At 47.4% G+C, this 17,213-nt stretch carries 15 protein-coding genes; 8 read left to right on the top strand and 7 right to left on the bottom strand.

Annotated elements, in window-relative coordinates:
* The first annotated feature begins 81 nt into the window (after positions 1–81).
* Positions 82–1,005 carry a GGDEF domain-containing protein gene (locus tag ACO0LD_RS27710; RefSeq protein ID WP_423012052.1) on the top strand — a complete coding sequence of 308 codons (924 nt, stop codon included), beginning with the start codon at positions 82–84 and terminating at the stop codon, positions 1,003–1,005.
* The gene (locus tag ACO0LD_RS27705) at positions 1,005–2,060 is read left to right on the top strand and encodes an AraC family transcriptional regulator ligand-binding domain-containing protein (RefSeq protein ID WP_423012050.1); all 1,056 of its coding nucleotides are present in this window, start codon (positions 1,005–1,007) and stop codon (positions 2,058–2,060) included. Before ACO0LD_RS27710 ends, ACO0LD_RS27705 begins: the two co-directional genes overlap by 1 nt.
* A 39-nt stretch (positions 2,061–2,099) precedes the next feature.
* Here the strand turns inward: ACO0LD_RS27705 and ACO0LD_RS27700 are convergent, their stop codons facing one another.
* Both ACO0LD_RS27700 and ACO0LD_RS27695 read right to left on the bottom strand, forming a co-directional pair.
* The gene (locus tag ACO0LD_RS27700) at positions 2,100–2,393 is read right to left on the bottom strand and encodes a hypothetical protein (RefSeq protein WP_423012048.1); all 294 of its coding nucleotides are present in this window, start codon (positions 2,391–2,393) and stop codon (positions 2,100–2,102) included.
* A 214-nt stretch (positions 2,394–2,607) separates the two neighbouring features.
* The gene (locus tag ACO0LD_RS27695; protein ID WP_423012046.1) at positions 2,608–5,280 is read right to left on the bottom strand and encodes a prolyl oligopeptidase family serine peptidase; all 2,673 of its coding nucleotides are present in this window, start codon (positions 5,278–5,280) and stop codon (positions 2,608–2,610) included.
* A 488-nt stretch (positions 5,281–5,768) separates the two neighbouring features.
* Here ACO0LD_RS27695 and ACO0LD_RS27690 point away from each other — a divergent pair, with 488 nt between their 5' ends.
* Together ACO0LD_RS27690 and ACO0LD_RS27685 are read left to right on the top strand one after the other, a co-directional pair.
* Positions 5,769–6,905 carry an AAA family ATPase gene (locus ACO0LD_RS27690; RefSeq protein WP_423012044.1) on the top strand — a complete coding sequence of 379 codons (1,137 nt, stop codon included), beginning with the start codon at positions 5,769–5,771 and terminating at the stop codon, positions 6,903–6,905.
* Between the two features lie 4 nt (positions 6,906–6,909).
* Positions 6,910–7,596: a hypothetical protein gene (locus ACO0LD_RS27685; protein WP_423012042.1), complete on the top strand. Its 687-nt coding sequence runs from the start codon at positions 6,910–6,912 to the stop codon at positions 7,594–7,596.
* Positions 7,597–7,721: 125 nt separating this feature from the next.
* Here the strand turns inward: ACO0LD_RS27685 and ACO0LD_RS27680 are convergent, their stop codons facing one another.
* A complete protein-coding gene (locus tag ACO0LD_RS27680; protein ID WP_423012040.1) occupies positions 7,722–8,519 on the bottom strand; it encodes a helix-turn-helix domain-containing protein in 798 nt (265 codons plus the stop codon).
* Between the two features lie 121 nt (positions 8,520–8,640).
* On the opposite strand from ACO0LD_RS27680, the gene ACO0LD_RS27675 reads away from it, so the two are divergent.
* A complete protein-coding gene (locus ACO0LD_RS27675) occupies positions 8,641–9,333 on the top strand; it encodes an aspartate/glutamate racemase family protein (protein WP_423012038.1) in 693 nt (230 codons plus the stop codon).
* Between the two features lie 171 nt (positions 9,334–9,504).
* On the opposite strand, the gene ACO0LD_RS27670 is transcribed toward ACO0LD_RS27675, so the two are convergent.
* Positions 9,505–10,392, bottom strand: a complete 888-nt coding sequence (locus ACO0LD_RS27670; RefSeq protein WP_423012036.1) for a DUF2785 domain-containing protein — start codon at positions 10,390–10,392, stop codon at positions 9,505–9,507.
* Positions 10,393–10,587: 195 nt separating this feature from the next.
* Between ACO0LD_RS27670 and ACO0LD_RS27665 the strand changes: the two genes are divergently transcribed.
* From ACO0LD_RS27665 to ACO0LD_RS27655, 3 genes are read left to right on the top strand one after another with little or no spacing between them, the layout of a single operon-like run.
* On the top strand, positions 10,588–10,965 hold the full coding sequence (locus tag ACO0LD_RS27665) for a GntR family transcriptional regulator (RefSeq protein ID WP_423012034.1): 378 nt from the start codon (positions 10,588–10,590) through the stop codon (positions 10,963–10,965).
* Complete coding sequence (locus ACO0LD_RS27660) at positions 10,962–11,819, top strand: ABC transporter ATP-binding protein (protein ID WP_423012118.1); 858 nt, start codon at positions 10,962–10,964, stop codon at positions 11,817–11,819. The genes ACO0LD_RS27665 and ACO0LD_RS27660 overlap by 4 nt, the downstream gene beginning before the upstream one ends.
* Positions 11,816–12,757, top strand: coding sequence for a hypothetical protein (locus ACO0LD_RS27655; RefSeq protein WP_423012032.1), 942 nt, complete (start codon positions 11,816–11,818; stop codon positions 12,755–12,757). Before ACO0LD_RS27660 ends, ACO0LD_RS27655 begins: the two co-directional genes overlap by 4 nt.
* 53 nt (positions 12,758–12,810) lie before the next feature.
* On the opposite strand, the gene ACO0LD_RS27650 is transcribed toward ACO0LD_RS27655, so the two are convergent.
* From ACO0LD_RS27650 to xseA, 3 genes are all read right to left on the bottom strand, one after another.
* Positions 12,811–13,683, bottom strand: a complete 873-nt coding sequence (locus tag ACO0LD_RS27650; RefSeq protein WP_423012030.1) for a DMT family transporter — start codon at positions 13,681–13,683, stop codon at positions 12,811–12,813.
* A gap of 183 nt (positions 13,684–13,866) precedes the next feature.
* Entirely contained in the window at positions 13,867–14,445 is a 579-nt protein-coding gene (gene sodB, locus ACO0LD_RS27645) for a superoxide dismutase [Fe] (RefSeq protein ID WP_423012028.1), read from the bottom strand.
* A gap of 172 nt (positions 14,446–14,617) precedes the next feature.
* A complete protein-coding gene (gene xseA, locus ACO0LD_RS27640; RefSeq protein ID WP_423012025.1) occupies positions 14,618–15,979 on the bottom strand; it encodes an exodeoxyribonuclease VII large subunit in 1,362 nt (453 codons plus the stop codon).
* Positions 15,980–17,213 lie beyond the last annotated feature (1,234 nt).

The raw sequence follows: 17,213 nt of genomic DNA, 5'->3' as shown, positions 1-17,213 counted from the left end.
CATATCAAAAAACATGCATGTCATCGTCCTGTCACGCATCTCATTTACCCTCGCGCGACTTGACCTTTGGATGTGAACGCAATGCTTAAAAATTCCATGCTGCGCCTGCATAGAAATTTCATCATCACTGCCTGTGTGGCATTGATCGCCTTTATTTTTCTGTATGCCTATATGGGCACACCCAAACCCTTCATCAAATGGAAGTGGATGGACATCGTCGGCGAGGGTGGCACGTCGCTCATGTCTGGCCTGTGGTTGCTGATCATGCTCAGCAGCCGTCCCAAGGGTCTGGTGACGCGGCTGTTTGCATTTGGTCTCGCGGCCATCATGCTGGGCTCATGGGCAGATTGCCTGGATGAGTTTTTTGCGATACCCAAGGAAGATGTCTGGGATAACTGGCTGGAATCCATGCTGGTCTTTGTCGGCATGCTGGTAGTCACTGCCGGCATGTATTACTGGCGCGAAGAGCAGTTTACGCTGAATGAACATTTGCAAAAACGCGAACGACTGTTCCGCGATCATCGCGCGTTTGATCGCGTGACCCAACTTAGCAATGCTGATTATTTGCGTCTGCAAATCAAGCTGGAGCTGGACAGCCATCCTGGCGTACCCTGTGCGCTGGTATTGCTGGATATAGACCAGTTCCATCTCATCAACCGTCAGCATGGACAGCATGAGGGCGACCGTGTCTTACAGGCTGTCAGCCACATGCTCTTGCTGAACCTGCGTAATGAGGATGTGTTATGTCGTTATGCGGGCGACAGGTTTGCCCTGGTCTTGCATGACACTAGTCTGGAGGAGGCGCAGGCATTGGCCGTGCATCTGTGCAAGATGGTCAGGCAGATGCGTTATTGTGCCAGAGAGGCGACGCTAGAAATCAGTATGCGCCATGCCTGCACTATGGCAGACGATACACCGGACACTTTGCTGAGCAGGCTCAGTCGCGCAGTAGAAGCCAGTGCACTTGCCTCTACTGAGCCGCAGTTGGCAACGAGGGGCGTGTAATGCATTTCCATCAGGCTGCAGATGCCTGCCTGCCAGCCGGATACCATGCGGCGCAGATATTGGCCTATACGCGTAGCCGCGAAGTCGATGATGAGCTCATCTTGCGTAGTGTAGGCCTTGATGCTGCACGGATCACGCAAGGGCAATGCAATATCAGTCCACAGCAATATCTGCAATTGCTGGCAAATGCCTTGCAAGCCCTGCGTAGTGCCGACAGCAGTTTCATGCTGGGGCAACAAATGCTGCCGGGGCATTTTGGCAGTTTCAGCCATGCCTTGTTGCAGGCACAAAGCCTGCGGCAGGCGCTGGAGATTTTGTGCGCGCATTCCACCCGTTTGTGCCCTTTGCTCAGGCCCAGGTTCAGTGAAGGGAAAGATGTGGCTGTCTTGTACTGGATGGATAGCTATGGTGCCCCCAGTCTGCGCCCGGCAATAGTCGAGATGCACATGACAGCCGTGGTTGCGATGTGCCGCTGGCTAAGCGGTATGCGCCTGCCATGGCGCTTCTGTTTCAATCGCAGCGCTGCCCGTCACACTGAGCAGCATGAAGTGCACCTCGGTAGTGAGCTGCGTTTTAATTGCCATCTGGATGCCATGCTGATCGCCACAGAATATCTGGACTCGCCCTGGCCACGAGGTAGTGCGCTGGCAGCCAGCCTGGCCTTGCAACAGGCACAGCAAGAAGCCTTGCTCAGCGATGAAACGCCGAGTCTGTTAAATGCGATCTATGATTATCTGCTGACCCATATACGCAGGAACCCTAGCCTGGAGCAACTGGCGCTCGCATTTGCGGTCAGCCCGGCCAGCATGAAACGCTATCTGGCCAAAGAGGGCACGCATTTCCAGGCCGAGCTGGATCAGGTACGCACCCATGTCGCCCTGTATTTATTCCAGAGCCGTCATTACGATAATGAGGCTGTCGCCATGCACCTGGGTTTTCATGATGCGAATAATTTCCGGCGTTCTTTCAAACGCTGGACAGGGCTGACGCCCAGCAGCCTGAAAGAAAATTTGACTCAGGATTTTCCTGGGCTGAATTTCAGTGTTGGGATTTGATGGTGGGATAGTAGTCGGGCCGTTTCTGCAACCATTCAATCAATGTATATCCTTGATCCGTCGTTCATACGGCACGCTTGAATCTTTCCCGCGGTTTTGCCGCACGCTCATGGAAATGATTTTCAATAATATCCTGATGAGTACAAAGGCAATAAACAAGGTAATGATCAGCGGAATAATGGTGATCAATAGTGCGATAGCAAGCACGACGACCAGGATTTTTGGCAAGGGTGTACGCAGCAGGCGTTCTCCGACCTTTTGTCCTATCTGACGAAATTCTTGCGCTGCCTGTCGGCAGACAGAGTACAGGTATTGGCTGATGTTATTTTTCATGGGTAACTCCTGAAATTGGTGCTTGCCTGATCTGAAAATCAGGCGATGGGGGCATTATCAGCATGCTTGCGTAAATAATCTACGGTAATTTTAATGCGAAATTGCCGTTCCCTGTTTTTCAGGGCCAATTCTGCAGTGTAATCCCTTGATAAAAGCAAAAAGAGCGACCAGCATGGTCGCTCTTTTATTCAAGTTACTAAGGCTAATTCATTGCTTACTTAGCCTTACCCAAATGCTGCAGGAAGAAAGCTTCATATTTTTTATGCAGAGCCTTGGGTTTGACTGTGCCACCCAGACCATGTTCACCATCTGGATCAAGGAAGAGATCAACCAGGGATTCCTTGCCGTTTTCTAGCAGTGCACGATACACATTCACTGTGTCCTGATACAAGACATTTGGATCCTGCATGCCGTGTACCAGCATCAGCGGTTTTTTCAGGCCAGCAGTCAGGGGCAGCAGTGAATATTTACGCAAGTTAGGTTTGCTGCGTTCTGTCTTGCCGATGGTGCGGCCACTGTACCAGCTATTGTAGTTTTCCCATTCTGTCGGGCCAGCACCGGCGATACCGGCGGCAAAAGTGTCAGGGCTGGTGTACATGGTGTATTGGGTCTGGAAGCCGCCAAAGCTCCAGCCTGTGAGGCCTATGCGCTTGCCATCTACGCCGAGGTTCTTTTGCATGTATTTGGTCAGGTCTTCCAGGTCTTCAGCCTGCGGTTTGCCCACCTGTTCCCAGTTGGCATCGCTGAACTTGCGGCCATAATTGGAGTGGCCGCGTGGATCTACTGCCACAGTCACATAACCATGCTTGGCTGCCATATACATACCAAACATATAGGCCGTTTGCTGGAAGCTGTCAGTCTCGACGATATGCCTGTCATTCAGCGGGCCACCGTAGGTATAAACAATCGCAGGGCGGTGATCAGATGAACTCAGGCCGGCTGGCTTGAACACATACGCCTGTATCTTGTCGCCATGGCGATTGGTATAGCTGAAGCGCTCAGGGCGTTGCAGGTCTATCGCATTCCACTGCGGGTCATGGCTTTGCGTCAGCGTGGTGGATTTGGCTTTGCTGATATCCACCAGTTTCAATTCAGGGCGACTGGCCCATTGGCCTGCCATGCTGGCCAGCTTGTCGCCGCTTTCTGTGACTGTGCTATTGCGATAGAAGTCGCCAGCCTGCCCCAAGGCTTTCATGTCACCAGTTGCGAGATCGACCTTGTAGGCATTCATGGCTGCAAAATCATCCTTGTTGGCGAGTACGAACATGGATTTATTGTCGTCGCTAAAGCCGATGATGTTGTGCGCTTCAAAGTCGCCTTTCAGCAAGGGTTTCACGCTGCCGTTGCTGACATCAATGACATAGGGCTGGCGATAACCTTGCTCATCAAGGACGGCAACCAGTTGCTGGCTGTCGGCAGTGAAGCGAGGTGCCAGTACATTGACGACTTCATGGCCAACGTTGCCGCGTCTTTCCAGAACCATTTGTGGCTTGACGCCTTCTTCTGCCTTGCCGACATAGATGCGCAACAAGTCTTTTTCACGCTCCCAGGTAGAGAAAGTGTAACGGCTGCCATCCTTGGCCCAGGCAACCGGGCTCATTTCAAACCAGACATCGCCACCATCATTGGTGAAGACGGGTTGTGGCTGGCGTGCAAAGGCATCGCCAACGCGGCGTATATACAGGGCCGTAGCGGGTATCTTGCGTTTGTCATCGGACACTTCACGTGGCACTTTTTTTGCCGTAGCAAAGCGTTCGCTGTAGTTCATGATCTCGACCTGGCGTTCAGCAGGTGGAGGCGGTTTGCCATTTTCTGGCTTGACATCCGGTGCCTCGGCAGAAATCGCCATCCATTGCTTGTCTTCACTCAGTACAGTATTGGCGATGCGGTATTTTTTATCGGCGTCGTCAGGGTGTATCAGTTCACGGTTCAACTGGCGTATTGCGCTGCTGCTAAAGCTGGCGTTGAACAGGCGTTTTTCATCCATGTAGATATAGCCATTATCATCTGCCTGGTAAGCGACGATGCGTTCGACTTTGTCGGTTTGCGTCAGGCGTTCTATCTTGCCATCTGCTGCATTCAGGCGGAACAGGTCACCGCGGTACTGGAAGATCAGCTCATTCTTTTTATTCGCCCAGACCAGGCCATCTACACCTGGGTAGAGGTCACTGGGTTTGAGTTTTTCTTTTTCGAGTTTCTTTTTCAACTCGTCGCGCAGTTCCCAAATTTCCTTGGCTTTGTTATCGTCTTTTGCATCCTTCTTTTCGTCTTTTTTGTCGCCATCGTTTTTAGCTACGCTGGCTGTGCCGGTTTTTGCGGCAGCAGCGGCTTTTTCCCTCGCAGCTTCAGCATCGGTTTCAGCTTTCTTGGCAGCGTCCTTGGCCTTTTTCTCGGCCAGTTCACGTTTCACTTCTTCCAGCGCGGCTTCTTCCCACTGCATCAGGTTGACTTTTTCACCGCGCAGGTAGGCGGCCTGGGCTTCTGCCTTGGCCTGGCGCTCGGCTTCTTCTTTTTCTTTTTGTTTGGCTTTTTTATCGAAGCGTTCCCAGTCCTCTGGCGCATCGTAGGTTTTCATCAGGGCTGGTGAAGTAATGCGTTTGGTTTCTCCAGTCTGGGTGTCATGCACATATAAATCAAAACCATTTTCACCGAACGGGTTCCAGGTGTAAGCCAGATAGCGGCCATCCTTGCTGAATTGTATATGGCGTGCGGCTTGGCCTGCATAGCCTTTGGCGCGGTATACCTGTTCCAGCGTCAGGTCGGCTGGCTTGATTTTGGCGACATTGTTAATTGCTGGTGCGGCCTGTGCGGTTTCTTGAGGAAATAGCAAGCTGGCTGCTCCGCTGAAAGCGAGCGCAATACTGACGGTGAGAATTTTCGGAGACATAGTGAAAACCTTGTTTATAATTTAATTTTAGTGATATTCTGATAAGGTAAGGGATTGCTGACATCAAGCAAGACTGATTAGAGTTAGCTTAATTGGCATAGACAGATGGTTTATCGAAACAGTTCCTTTAGATGAAACTTTTAAGAGAATTTGTTTTAAATAGCATTCAACTTTTGATGTGGTTATCACTAGTATTGATTCAAATTAAGAAACGTTTCTAAACTAGTTCTAGTTTCTTCGACGACTTTTTAAAATGCCATGAGGTTTTTGGATTTAATTTGCGACTGACCAGTGTGTTTATAAAATTTAATCTGTAATAGGTACAATGACGACATATCTAAGATCAAGTACTTGAGATAATATATTTACTTTATTGCCTAATTGATTGATGTTAAATGGTTAATAAAATTTCAGAAACTTTCATTCCAATATAAATCGTTTTGTCATGATGCAAGTTAGATTGCATACCGGAAGTATCAAAAACATCTATGTCAATTAAAAAAATTAAATATACAGAGTCTGACGAATTGCCGAATGAATGGACATTAGGCGAAACAGATTTTCGAGAAGTGAATTTAATTGTTGGTAAAAATTCAACTGGGAAAAGCCGGCTTCTAAATTTGATCAGTGGCTATGCTAATTTGATTAATGGAAAACAAAATACTCCCTATACAAATGCTACGTATGATGGCGAGATTCTAGTAGGTGAAGATGAGTATAGATACGTTATTGAATTTAAAAATAATTGCGTGAAGTCTGAGTATTTGACGGTAAATGGAGTAGAAAAACTATCTCGTAATTCAAAAGGAGAAGGGAAAATATTCTATGAGGCTGAGAACAGGAACATTTCATTTAAGCTTGAAGTAAGTTCAATTGCTGTTCAGCAATATCGAGATACATTACAGCACCCGTACTTAATTAGCCTCAATAAATGGGCCAAGTCTGTAGTGATATATCAATTCGGTAGCGAATTTGGAAGAAATAGTGCTATTACTCTTAAAGATGCAACTCAACCAATAGAAGATCAAGAAAAACAGCAAGAAGATGATCCTGCGAATGTGATGCGCACCTATGTGATTGCATACGAGAAGTTTGGTGACGATTTTGATCATGCAATTCTTAATGATATGCGCGAAATCGGTTATAAATTGACGGATGTTGGCGTTGGCAATTTACCGATACCTGGAAGTAATCCATTAGGATTGGAATTGGTTGGACTGTTCACGACTGAAGAAGATTTGCAATTCCGTAACTATCAGATGGGAATGTCTGTTGGAATGTTTCGAGCGTTAGCATTAATTATTAATTTAAATTGGTCAATTTTTTCAAATCGTTCTGGAACTTTATTGTTAGATGATATTGGCGAAGGTTTGGACTTCGAAAGGTCAAGGTCTTTAATCGAGTTACTGATACATCGAATAGAAGGTACATCTATGCAATTACTGATGACAAGTAATGATCGGTTTGTGATGAACAGTGTACCTCTTAAATATTGGACAATTCTCAAACGTACAGGGCGGGATGTTCGTTCTTATTCTGAAAGAAATTCAATAAAACATTTCGAGGAATTCAAGTATATGGGGTTAAATAATTTCGATTTTTTCACCGCAGACGTTTTTGATTAAAAAAATGACAAAAAAAATCGCAATCTTTGTTGAAGGCTATACGGAGCAAGAGTTCACTATTCGACTTGTTACTGAAATTGCTGGACTACGAGGAGTGACGTTTGAATTACAAGAACAATTTCAAGGTATTCTTCAGGCAAAGGGAATGAAATCTCAAGATCCTAATAACGAATTTTATGTGTTAATCGTTAACTGTTGCACTGATAATCAGGTTAAATCGCAAATAAGGGATCAATACAACTCTCTCTCGACAAATGGATATTCCAAGATCATTGGACTTCGAGATGTTTTCCCGTTTACGCATACCGATCTTTCAAACCTCAGGGCAGTGCTGACTGCAGGCTTACCATGTGGTAGTACGCCAATCGATATTCATTTAGCTGAAATGGAAATAGAAGCTTGGTTTATAGATGAACGTACTCATTATGAACAAATTGATTCGACAATGACAGTTTCTGAAATTGTAAATAGAGGGTTTGATATTGTTGGCGTTCAAGGCCATCAATGGCCTAATCCTGCTCAGACATTGCATGCAATTTATAAGGCATGGGGGAAAAGCTATACAAAAAAAGCTAAGCATAGAGTGCGTACTATCGATGCAATTGACATGACTGAAATATATGTAAATGTAAGGCCTAATGCTCCAACATTGGATCAATTTATTAACAGTATTGAATTGTCTTTAATTTGATAAATATCGCTCTTTATAGTGAAAGCTTTCTATTAAGCAAAAATCTATCAAATAGCATTAGTTTTCGTCGGCGGCGTGAGAAACTTTTGTATCAGATTAAGTTGACAATTTCAAAATCTTAAATCTCACACTTCAATGCAAATCTTTCTGTATTTTATTGGGGTAATCAAAAAATTTTCTTTTAACACCGCCCCTAAATGCGACTGATGATTAAACCCGCACTCAGCCGCAATTGTGGCTAGCGACAAATTGCTATACTTCAATAGTTGCCTCGCCCTTTGCAGGCGGCGTTCGGTAATGTAGGCATGCGGTGTGGTGCCAGTAGCGTGGGCAAAGCTGCGTAAGAAACGCAGCAGTGGCATATTTGCCATTGTTGCCAGTTCTTCCAGATTCAATGTGGTGTCGAGTTGATCTTCTATGTAATCCAGTATGCGGCCATGCAAAACTTTGTCTTGTGCATATTGGCTGGATGTTATTGTCTTGCTTGATTTTTTATTGGCGAGTGCTAAGCCTCGTTGCAAAAACATGCCTGCTTTTTCTTGCAGAAGCAGTGCATCTTTATCTTTTTGTATGAGCAGGCTGCGCAGTTGCCAGGCCAGCATGACTGCCTGTTTGTCGCCATGGAATATCTGTCTCGGCGATGATGCACGCATGCCTGCCAACAGATCAGGATCGCTGATGTGCATGAGCAGGTATTCACCGCCATGCGCAGATTCTGAAAACATCGGCAAGCCAGCAGTACTAATGGCAAAGTCGCCTGGCCAGGCATCAAAGTCGTGACGGATATCACTGCCTATCGCATGCACTCCCGTCTGACGTGCAAATGCCAAGCCCAGGCTGGTATGGGACGATGCACCATTGATGGTATAGGGCGTGGCTGGTAATAATTCCAGTCTTGCCCACTTGATGTCGATGGTATCCATGCTCATAACAAAAGCTCTCTGCTGAAATTTCTTGATAGCCTGGAAAATGCTGTCCTCTTATTATAGAGGCAATCAATCACTTGGCTAGTGCACTGGCCTTTAATTCACAGACGGAGTTGCAATGAAAACCATAGGCCTGATAGGCGGCATGAGTTGGGAATCAACGATACCTTATTACAAGCAAATTAATGAAACCATCAAGGAAAAACTGGGTGGCTTGCATTCTGCAAAAATCATACTGTATAGCGTCGATTTTCATGAAGTAGAAAAACTGCAACGTGCCGGTAACTGGGATGCTGCTGGTGTCATCATGGCACAAGCAGCGCGCTCACTGGAGTTGGCGGGCGCAGATTTTCTGGTCCTGTGTACGAACACCATGCACAAGCTGGCACACGTCATTGAAGCTGCGGTAGCAATACCCATGTTTCATATCGCCGACCCTACTGCGCAAGCTATCAAGGATGCGGGTTATAGCAAGATAGGTTTGCTCGGTACGCGCTTTACCATGGAACAGGATTTTTACCGCGAGCGTTTGCACAGCAAACATGGTTTGCAAGTGTTGGTGCCCGAGCTGGCAGACCGCGACATTATTCATCAGGTTATTTATGAAGAACTTTGCCTGGGCAAGATCAACCCTGTATCACGCCAGCACTACCGCCGCATCATGGCCAGCCTGAAAGAGAGTGGGGCACAGGCAATAATTCTCGGTTGTACCGAGATCAGCCTGCTGGTAGGTCAGGATGATGCCGGTGTGCCCTTGTTTGATACTACAGCCATTCATGCGCGCAGTGCTGCGCTCCATGCTTTGTCGTGAGTGGCTAGTGGACTGTAACAGTGAAATCGAGAGTGAAGGACATGTGTCCGGAGCATCAGGGCAAGACGAAAAACGCAGCGATAGTGGGGCTATCGCGAGTATTTGCAACGCAGCCATGATCGTCGCGCACATGGCAGGCACTCCGATTTTCACTGTTACAGTTCACTAGTATCAATTGACTTTGCGCAGGGCTTCCCTCAAAGCGGGCAAGAGATTTTCCTTCAGGGCGGGTTCGGTGCTCTCCCTGACTGAAAAATATAACGGCAGTAAAAAAGCACTGACATTATGTCTTTGCGCCAACCTGGCCTGTGTATAAGGGCCAGGTTGTATGCTGTTGTCCATGAGTTTGTTGAACCACAGATCCCAGTCGCGCTTGTTGAAACTCGGTGTTCTTGCCAGGTAAAACACGGCTGTCATCAACCTGACTCCCTCGCCATATTGATAGAAATGCGTGGAAGGCGCGATCTGCGATGCGATGGCAGCCAGCATGGTTTCATGCTGGGGTTTATCTATGGCCGGGTTCATTGCCAGTTGCAGCATCAGGTCTGCACTATGGGCTATGCCGTGACGCCAGCCATCTTTAGCATCAAAGCCGCGATAGTCTCGCAGATTCGTCAGGTAATGGCTGCCTGCATTGACGATATCGATTCTCTCTTCTGTACTTAGATAAGGTTTTTTCCTGTCTACCCGCACCAGCTCAGCCAGCGTCAAAATCGCAAATGGCCGCAGGAAACTGCTTGTTTCTGCCGCCGGTGCCTGTACGGCATTCAGCATTTTTACGCGCAAATTTGTCAGCGTCGGTACGCTCAGTTTCTCGGCGCGCATCCAGGCAGACAGGCCCTCAAACGCCAGTTCATCTCGCAATTCTGTATCTGGCAACCCAAGGCAATCAGCCGCAGAGAGTGCCAGGCTTTGCCGCTTGCCATCATCGTCCAGCTTCCAGCCAGCAGATTTCACAGACTTTAATTCTTGTTTGGTAGGTTCATCACAATCGGCCAATGCCGCTGTAGTGGTAAACATGAAAGCGAGCAGGTAAAAAGAAGAGATCAGGCGATGCATGAGTGCTATCCGTACAGGAGAGGAAAGATTGACAAGTGTGCCATGCAGAATTTTTCTTGTCATGTACCGACAAAAAAACTTACACAAAGCATATTGAGTTAGTGTTATAGTTAACTACAACACTAATTTACTTGTGAGATGGCGCTGCAGAAGTATCAAGCTCGCTGTCCCAGGTATTCACAGGAAGGTGCAAGCATGAGTGTTAACTGGAATGATCAGACGCCGATTTACCGGCAATTGAAACAGCGGGTGCTTGGCATGATGCTGGATGGCTTGTTGAGGCCAGGGGATGCCTTGCCCTCGGTAAGGCAGGTGGCCGCAGAGTATCAGCTCAATCCGATTACCGTCTTAAAAGCCTATCAGGAATTGGTAGATGAAGAACTGGTCGAAAAACGAAGAGGGGTGGGCATGTATATGACCGAAGCAGCGCTCGATAAATTGCTGGCCAATGAGCGCCAGCGTTTCATTGAAGAAGAATGGCCAGCCATGCTGGAGCGCATACGCAGGCTGGGTTTGGATGTGGAGCAATTACCGGGCTTGTCAGTGAATTTGTTAAAGGGGGCACAGCAATGACAGTGATTATTTCTGCACGTGGTCTCAGCAAACGCTACGGTAAGCAAACTGTATTGGATTCATTGAATTTTGATATTCCTGCCGGACGTATTGTCGGCTTGATCGGGCCCAATGGATCGGGTAAAACCACGGCGCTCAAGGCGATACTGGGTTTGAATAATTTTGATGGCGAATTGACGGTATTTGGATTAGATCCGCGTACCCAACGCGATGCGCTCATGGCTGATGTCTGTTTTATCGCGGATGTAGCGATTTTGCCTAGATGGCTGAAAGTGAAAGAGGCAATTTCGTTTGTTGAGGGTGTACACCCCAAGTTTAATCGTGCCAAGGCTGAACATTATATTGCCAACACCAAGTTGAGTCCGGATATGAAAGTCAAGGCTATGTCGAAAGGTATGGTGGCGCAATTGCATTTAGCGCTCATCATGGCAATTGATGCCAAATTGCTGGTCCTGGATGAACCGACTTTGGGCCTTGATATTTTGTATCGCAAACAGTTTTATCAAAACTTGCTTGAAGATTATTTCGACGAAAACAAAACCATCATCATTACTACACACCAGGTAGAAGAAGTAGAGCACATCCTGAGTGACGTCATTTTTATTAATGAAGGACGGATCGTTCTGGAAACCAGCACGCAACAAATGATTGACCGATTTATTGAGGTCATGGTCAAGCCGGAAAATATGGAAGAAGCCAAATCTTTACATCCCATAGATCAACGAGCAGTTTTTGGACAAACGATCTTGACCTTTGATGGCGTTGACCGAGAGACATTAGCCTCGCTTGGCGAAACAAGAATTCCGGGATTGGCGGATCTGTTTGCCGCAAGTATGAAAGGAACTGCTAAATGAAAACCATGATTTACTTATTGCGACGAGAATTCTGGGAGCATAAAGGCATGTTCCTGTGGACGCCACTGGCATCGGCTTCAGCAATGTTACTTGTGTTTGTATTGCCAGTGATATTCGGGAAAACCTTGTTGAAGGAACGACATTTTGCGCGCATTGCGTCAATGAGAGACCATACTGCCTTAGTTGGTGATGTACTAGCACGTGTCTATATGATGTTTACCGGCCCGATATTGGCAGTGATGGCCTTTATTATTTTCTTTTACTGCTTGGGCTGCCTTTACGATGACAGGCGAGACCGCAGTATTCTTTTCTGGAAATCTTTACCAGTGTCGGATGTGGAAACTGTGTTGTCTAAATTGTTGACCGCCTGCGTAGTTGTGCCGGTTATTTTTCTGCTCATTGGTACGGCCATGTCTTTTATCATGATGGTGATAGTCAGCATTGGATTGGCAACACAAGACGTCTATTTGTTCAAGGATTTGCTATTGAATAAAACATTATATCTCTCACCCTTGCAAGTTTTTGGGATGTTACCTGTGTATGTATTATGGGCTTTACCTAGCTTAGGATGGCTATTGCTGGTTTCAAGTTGGGCACGCTCCAAGGTTTTCTTATGGGCAATCGGTGTACCTCTGATGTCGCTGCTCTTATTGACCATGGCGCAGACGATTCAATTCCAAAGTCTTGATGTATCGTGGTTTGCAGATCTCATTGTGGGACGGGGATTGGGGGGAATTGTGCCAGGATCCTGGGTACATTTTGAGCATATCCCATACGAAACAGCATTTCGGCCGGGTACGAACGGTGTGGACTTTGGTGCCGTTCTCTCCATCTCCTGGAATACGTTGTCTAGCCCGCAAATATGGTGGGGTGTGCTGGCGGCAACGCTTATGTTTTACATGACAATACGCTTGCGTCGATGGCGAGAGGCAGAATGATACATTGCTGATTGGAATTGAGGTAAAGGCGGCAATTCCAATCAATTCCATTTTTATCTTGCTGGCCTCACCACCAGCGCCACACCCGCCAGCGCAATCACCATGCCCAGTATGGCCGTCATCGTCAGCTTTTCACCAAACATCAGCCAGGCCATGGCCGCTGTGACTGCGGGTACCAGGTACATGTAGCTGGTGACCTTGGTCGCTTCACCATGCCGTATCATGATGAACAGCACCGAGATACCGACGCCAGACAAGACAAATACCGACCAGGCCATGGCAGCAAAAAACTGTGGTGTCCAGATAATGGTCTGGGTTTCCAGAGCCAGCGCAAATGGCAATGTCACCAGTAATGAAGCTACAAACTGTATGACTTGCCCTGTTCTGACATCAAAGCTGGGGCAGGTCTTTTTCTGGTATAGCGTGCCTATGGTCATGGCTGTCAATGCCATGACGGCCAGCGCCACGCTACTGACGGACAGGCCTATGACAGAGATTTTATTGGCGACCACCAGTGCCACACCGCAAATGCCCAATGCCAGTCCTGCCCATTGTTTGCCATAGATGCGTTCACCAATGATGGGGCCAAGAAATGCAGTAAAGATGGGTTGGGTGTTGGCGATCAATGCGGCGACGCCAGCTGGCATGCCCAGTTTGACCGCGCACCAGATACCGCCGAGGTACATGGCCTGCATCATGATGCCTGCGATGGCTATCGGCAGCCAGAAGCGGCGCTCAGGCCAGGGCGCACGCATGGTCAGCGCCAGTATCAGCATGAAGATGATCACGCCCAGATAACGCAGACATAAAAACGTCAGCGGTTCGGCATAAGGCAGGCCGTATTTAGCGACGACATAACCGGATGCCCAGATGAAAATGAAGATGGCGGGAAGAAAGCGTAATAGATGAGAGGCTTTGGTTTGCATGCTGTTCAAAGAGTAAGGCGATAGAGCATAGGGGAAAGTTCCTGGCGCTCGTTTGAGCCATGATCTTCGCATAAACAACTTGAATGATGGATGAAAAAAAACCTGCGGTGCTGATGCATGCGCAGGTTTTTTTTCATCTGTGATGTATATGTCATGATGCGGCTGGCATCACGACAAGCTGGCTCAGCCCAGGTTTGCTGTTACAAATTCCCAGTTGACCAGTGCCCAGAATGCTTCCAGGTATTTTGGACGTGCATTGCGGTAGTCGATGTAGTAAGCGTGTTCCCACAGATCGCAAGTCAGCAAAGCTGTGTCTGCTGTAGTCAGTGGAGTAGCTGCATTGGATGTGTTGACGATATCCAGTGTGCCGTCGGCTTTTTTGACCAGCCATGTCCAGGAAGAACCGAAATTGCCTACGCAAGATTTGGTGAAGGCTTCCTTGAATGCATCGAAAGAACCCCATTTGGCATTGATGGCATCTGCCAGTTTGCCGCTAGGTGCGCCGCCGCCATTAGGTTTCAGGCCATTCCAGTAGAAAGTGTGGTTCCAGATCTGTGCGGAGTTATTGAAAATGCCGCCAGAAGATTTCTTGACGATTTCTTCCAGTGTGGAGTTTTCAAATTCTGTACCCTTGATCAGGTTGTTCAGATTGGTCACATAGGTTTGATGATGCTTGCCATAGTGATATTCCAGAGTCTCCTGGGAGATATGTGGAGCCAAAGCATCCAGTGCATAAGGCAGTGCCGGTAAGGTATGTTCCATATCGCGTCCTTTTATCGTGAGTTTATCATTTCCGGCAATCCGGAAAAGCCAGACCAGCATTGTAAGCTTTTGTACAAAAGCTTGCACGCAGGCTTATACAAATTCACAGTAATTACATGTATATGCGCAAAATGATGACTGTAAGACGAAGTTGTTTTATTGAGAGTATGGATTAGTCGAGTTTGGTTTGCACACTGCTGATGCCAACTTCAGCGGTGCCTGATGCCAGCCTGACTTGCAACAGCGATTGTGGCTTGAGCTCAGCCGTGTTGCGCAAAGCCTTGCCTTTATGGTCGCTGAGGATGGCGTAGCCACGTTCCAGCGTACGTTGTGGGTTGAGCAGCTCCAGTTGGCTACGCAAGGCAGACAACTGTTGCTGTTGGCCTTCACGGCTGTGTCTGGCCGCTTGCTGCAGGCGTCTTTGCATATCCGTCAACAGCAGCCTGGGCCTGCCCAGGTCTGGCTTATGCGCCTGCCAGCTTTGTGTCAATTGGCTCAGCGCATGTCTGGCCTGGCGCAAAGGCAGGCTGGCACTGTGGCTGAGGTTACGGGCCAGGTTTGCCAGTTGCAGGCGTCTGGCTGTGATGGCGGTCTTGGGGCTGAGCAGGCGACGGCTTTGCCAGTCCAGGGTCTGGGCCTGGTCATCCAGTTGCCTGTGCATGCAACGGCTGAGTATCTGTGCCTGGCGCTGTAATAGCTGCACCCAGGCATCCCTGGGTGTGGCTGCCAGTTCTGCCGCTGCTGTCGGTGTGGCTGCGCGCAGGTCGGCGGCAAAATCGGCGATGGTAAAGTCAGTTTCATGGCCTATGCCGGCAATCACAGGCATGGGGCAATTGACGATGGTACGGGCCACGACTTCTTCATTGAAGGCCCACAGGTCTTCCATGCTGCCACCCCCACGGCAGACCAGCAAGACATCACATTCTTCGCGGGCAGCAGCAGAGGCGATGGCCTGGGCTATCTTCATACCTGCGCCTTCACCCTGTACCGGAGTCGGGTAGAGGATGACGTTGACGTGTGGCGCACGCCTGTGCAGGGCGATCAGAATGTCGCGCAGGGCGGCCGCCTGCGGGCTGGTGACTATGCCTATGGTTTTGACAAAGGCGGGCAGGGGGCGCTTGCGCTCAGGATCAAACAAGCCTTCCTGCGTCAATTGCGCCTTCAGCCGCAAGAATGCTTCATATAAATTGCCGACACCAGCGCGGCGTATGGCTTCTACACTTAACTGATAATCGCCGCGTGGCGCATACAAAGTGACCAGTGCCCGTACTTCTACCTTGTCGCCCTCTTTGGGCTGGAAGTCGGCATATTGGGCACGGCCGCGGAACATCACGGATCTGACTTGGGCACCACTATCTTTTAAAGTGAAATACCAATGTCCAGAAGCGGCGCGGGTAAAGTTGGAAATCTCGCCAGAAACCCATGTCAATGGCAGGTTGCGTTCCAAAAGTTGAGCAACGGCCTGATTGAGCGCCGTAACTGTCATCACGGACGGCGTGTTTACTGGCTTTGCGTAAGGCGATTCAGCATTCATAAAGCTTGGCAGGGGAAAATCTGTCCACAGAAGCGTGGTTTGGTCATCAGCATGTCATTTTGCCTCTGAGATGTCAAAAGAAATGAAAGTTTACTATCTAAGTCTTTGATTTTTAATAAAAATCAATCTGCAAAAGAATGAGGCAAAATGAAAATTCTCTTTCAAATCAAGGACATTGCAGTATATCAGGCAGCTTGTACACAAACTTATCCACAGAAATTGTGATTAAGCTGTTGAAAACTTTGTTTATGGTGAAGTATGCCAGTTTGCCTAAAATATTGGCACGATAGTAATCTTTATTAAAATCAAGTACTTATCTTCTTTCCCTGCGCTTTTACACAAGCTTGTCCACATATTTTGTGCAGAATAAGCGTTTATTCAGAGAATAAGTGATCAAAAAAGCAAAATTTGAAACTTGCTTGTGAATAAGCAGAGTTTGCCACTTTTTTAGGCGCGATTAAAATAAGTAATAAAATCAATTGCTTAGTTACAAGCCCCATAGTTTTTCACATAGTTGTCCACATATTTTGTGCAAAAGCCTGATTCGCGTAATTTTATCCTGGTGAAAACTTGTATTAAAGTTAATTATTGTGTTGGAATAGCATATTTTCTCATTAAAATGGCCGTTTGCCTGTTTTTCTGGCAGTCTTGCATATCGTATATAAATCAGTGACTTATGGTGTTTCTTTACAGTAATGCACAATCTTGTCCACATATTTTGTGTAAAACAACTGGCTTGTTCCTGGTTAAATTTTTTTGATTAAATATTGTGCAAAAATGGCTGAAATTACCGACTTGCCTAAAATATTGGCAGTGCAATAATTTGCTTTTAAATCAGTCACTTGTCATTATGTGCAAGACTTTTGCACATACTTGTCCACAAATTATGTGTAGAAAAGACGGGGCGAAAATGAGAAAAATGCTGTTTTATCCACAAAATGAATGTGCTTAAATCTTTGGCAGGGCTGAAAAAATGAAATAAATCATGGGCTTAGCAAGATTCAGTGGACTTATCCACAAGCTTGCACACAGATTTTGTGTAAAACAGTGGATATCCTGAATTGCTATGATTTATGCAAGCTTCGGGCAAACCCCGGGCAAACCTCGTGCAAACTTTGTGCTTTTGCTGAAAATGATGCTTTGAAACATTTTGTACCGAGTTTTTTGCGTTGCGCTCTTGCCCACAGGCAGACAACGCGCTACATTGCGGGCTTGGATTTAGGAACCTTCAAGG

The sequence above is a fragment of the Undibacterium sp. Ji83W genome (assembly GCF_049340385.1).
GTDB lineage: Bacteria > Pseudomonadota > Gammaproteobacteria > Burkholderiales > Burkholderiaceae_D > Undibacterium.
This window is presented reverse-complemented; position numbering and strand designations above follow the sequence as displayed.

Bases quoted from the DNA above. Each gene is read 5' to 3' on its own strand.
- ACO0LD_RS27685 (WP_423012042.1), top strand. From the start codon at position 6,910: ATGACAAAAAAAATCGCAATCTTTGTTGAAGGCTATACGGAGCAAGAG.
- sodB (WP_423012028.1), bottom strand. From the start codon at position 14,445: ATGGAACATACCTTACCGGCACTGCCTTATGCACTGGATGCTTTGGCT.
- ACO0LD_RS27705 (WP_423012050.1), top strand. From the start codon at position 1,005: ATGCATTTCCATCAGGCTGCAGATGCCTGCCTGCCAGCCGGATACCAT.
- ACO0LD_RS27660 (WP_423012118.1), top strand. From the start codon at position 10,962: ATGACAGTGATTATTTCTGCACGTGGTCTCAGCAAACGCTACGGTAAG.
- ACO0LD_RS27680 (WP_423012040.1), bottom strand. From the start codon at position 8,519: ATGGATACCATCGACATCAAGTGGGCAAGACTGGAATTATTACCAGCC.
- ACO0LD_RS27650 (WP_423012030.1), bottom strand. From the start codon at position 13,683: ATGCAAACCAAAGCCTCTCATCTATTACGCTTTCTTCCCGCCATCTTC.
- xseA (WP_423012025.1), bottom strand. From the start codon at position 15,979: ATGAATGCTGAATCGCCTTACGCAAAGCCAGTAAACACGCCGTCCGTG.
- ACO0LD_RS27710 (WP_423012052.1), top strand. From the start codon at position 82: ATGCTTAAAAATTCCATGCTGCGCCTGCATAGAAATTTCATCATCACT.
- ACO0LD_RS27700 (WP_423012048.1), bottom strand. From the start codon at position 2,393: ATGAAAAATAACATCAGCCAATACCTGTACTCTGTCTGCCGACAGGCA.
- ACO0LD_RS27655 (WP_423012032.1), top strand. From the start codon at position 11,816: ATGAAAACCATGATTTACTTATTGCGACGAGAATTCTGGGAGCATAAA.
- ACO0LD_RS27675 (WP_423012038.1), top strand. From the start codon at position 8,641: ATGAAAACCATAGGCCTGATAGGCGGCATGAGTTGGGAATCAACGATA.
- ACO0LD_RS27690 (WP_423012044.1), top strand. From the start codon at position 5,769: ATGTCAATTAAAAAAATTAAATATACAGAGTCTGACGAATTGCCGAAT.
- ACO0LD_RS27695 (WP_423012046.1), bottom strand. From the start codon at position 5,280: ATGTCTCCGAAAATTCTCACCGTCAGTATTGCGCTCGCTTTCAGCGGA.
- ACO0LD_RS27670 (WP_423012036.1), bottom strand. From the start codon at position 10,392: ATGCATCGCCTGATCTCTTCTTTTTACCTGCTCGCTTTCATGTTTACC.
- ACO0LD_RS27665 (WP_423012034.1), top strand. From the start codon at position 10,588: ATGAGTGTTAACTGGAATGATCAGACGCCGATTTACCGGCAATTGAAA.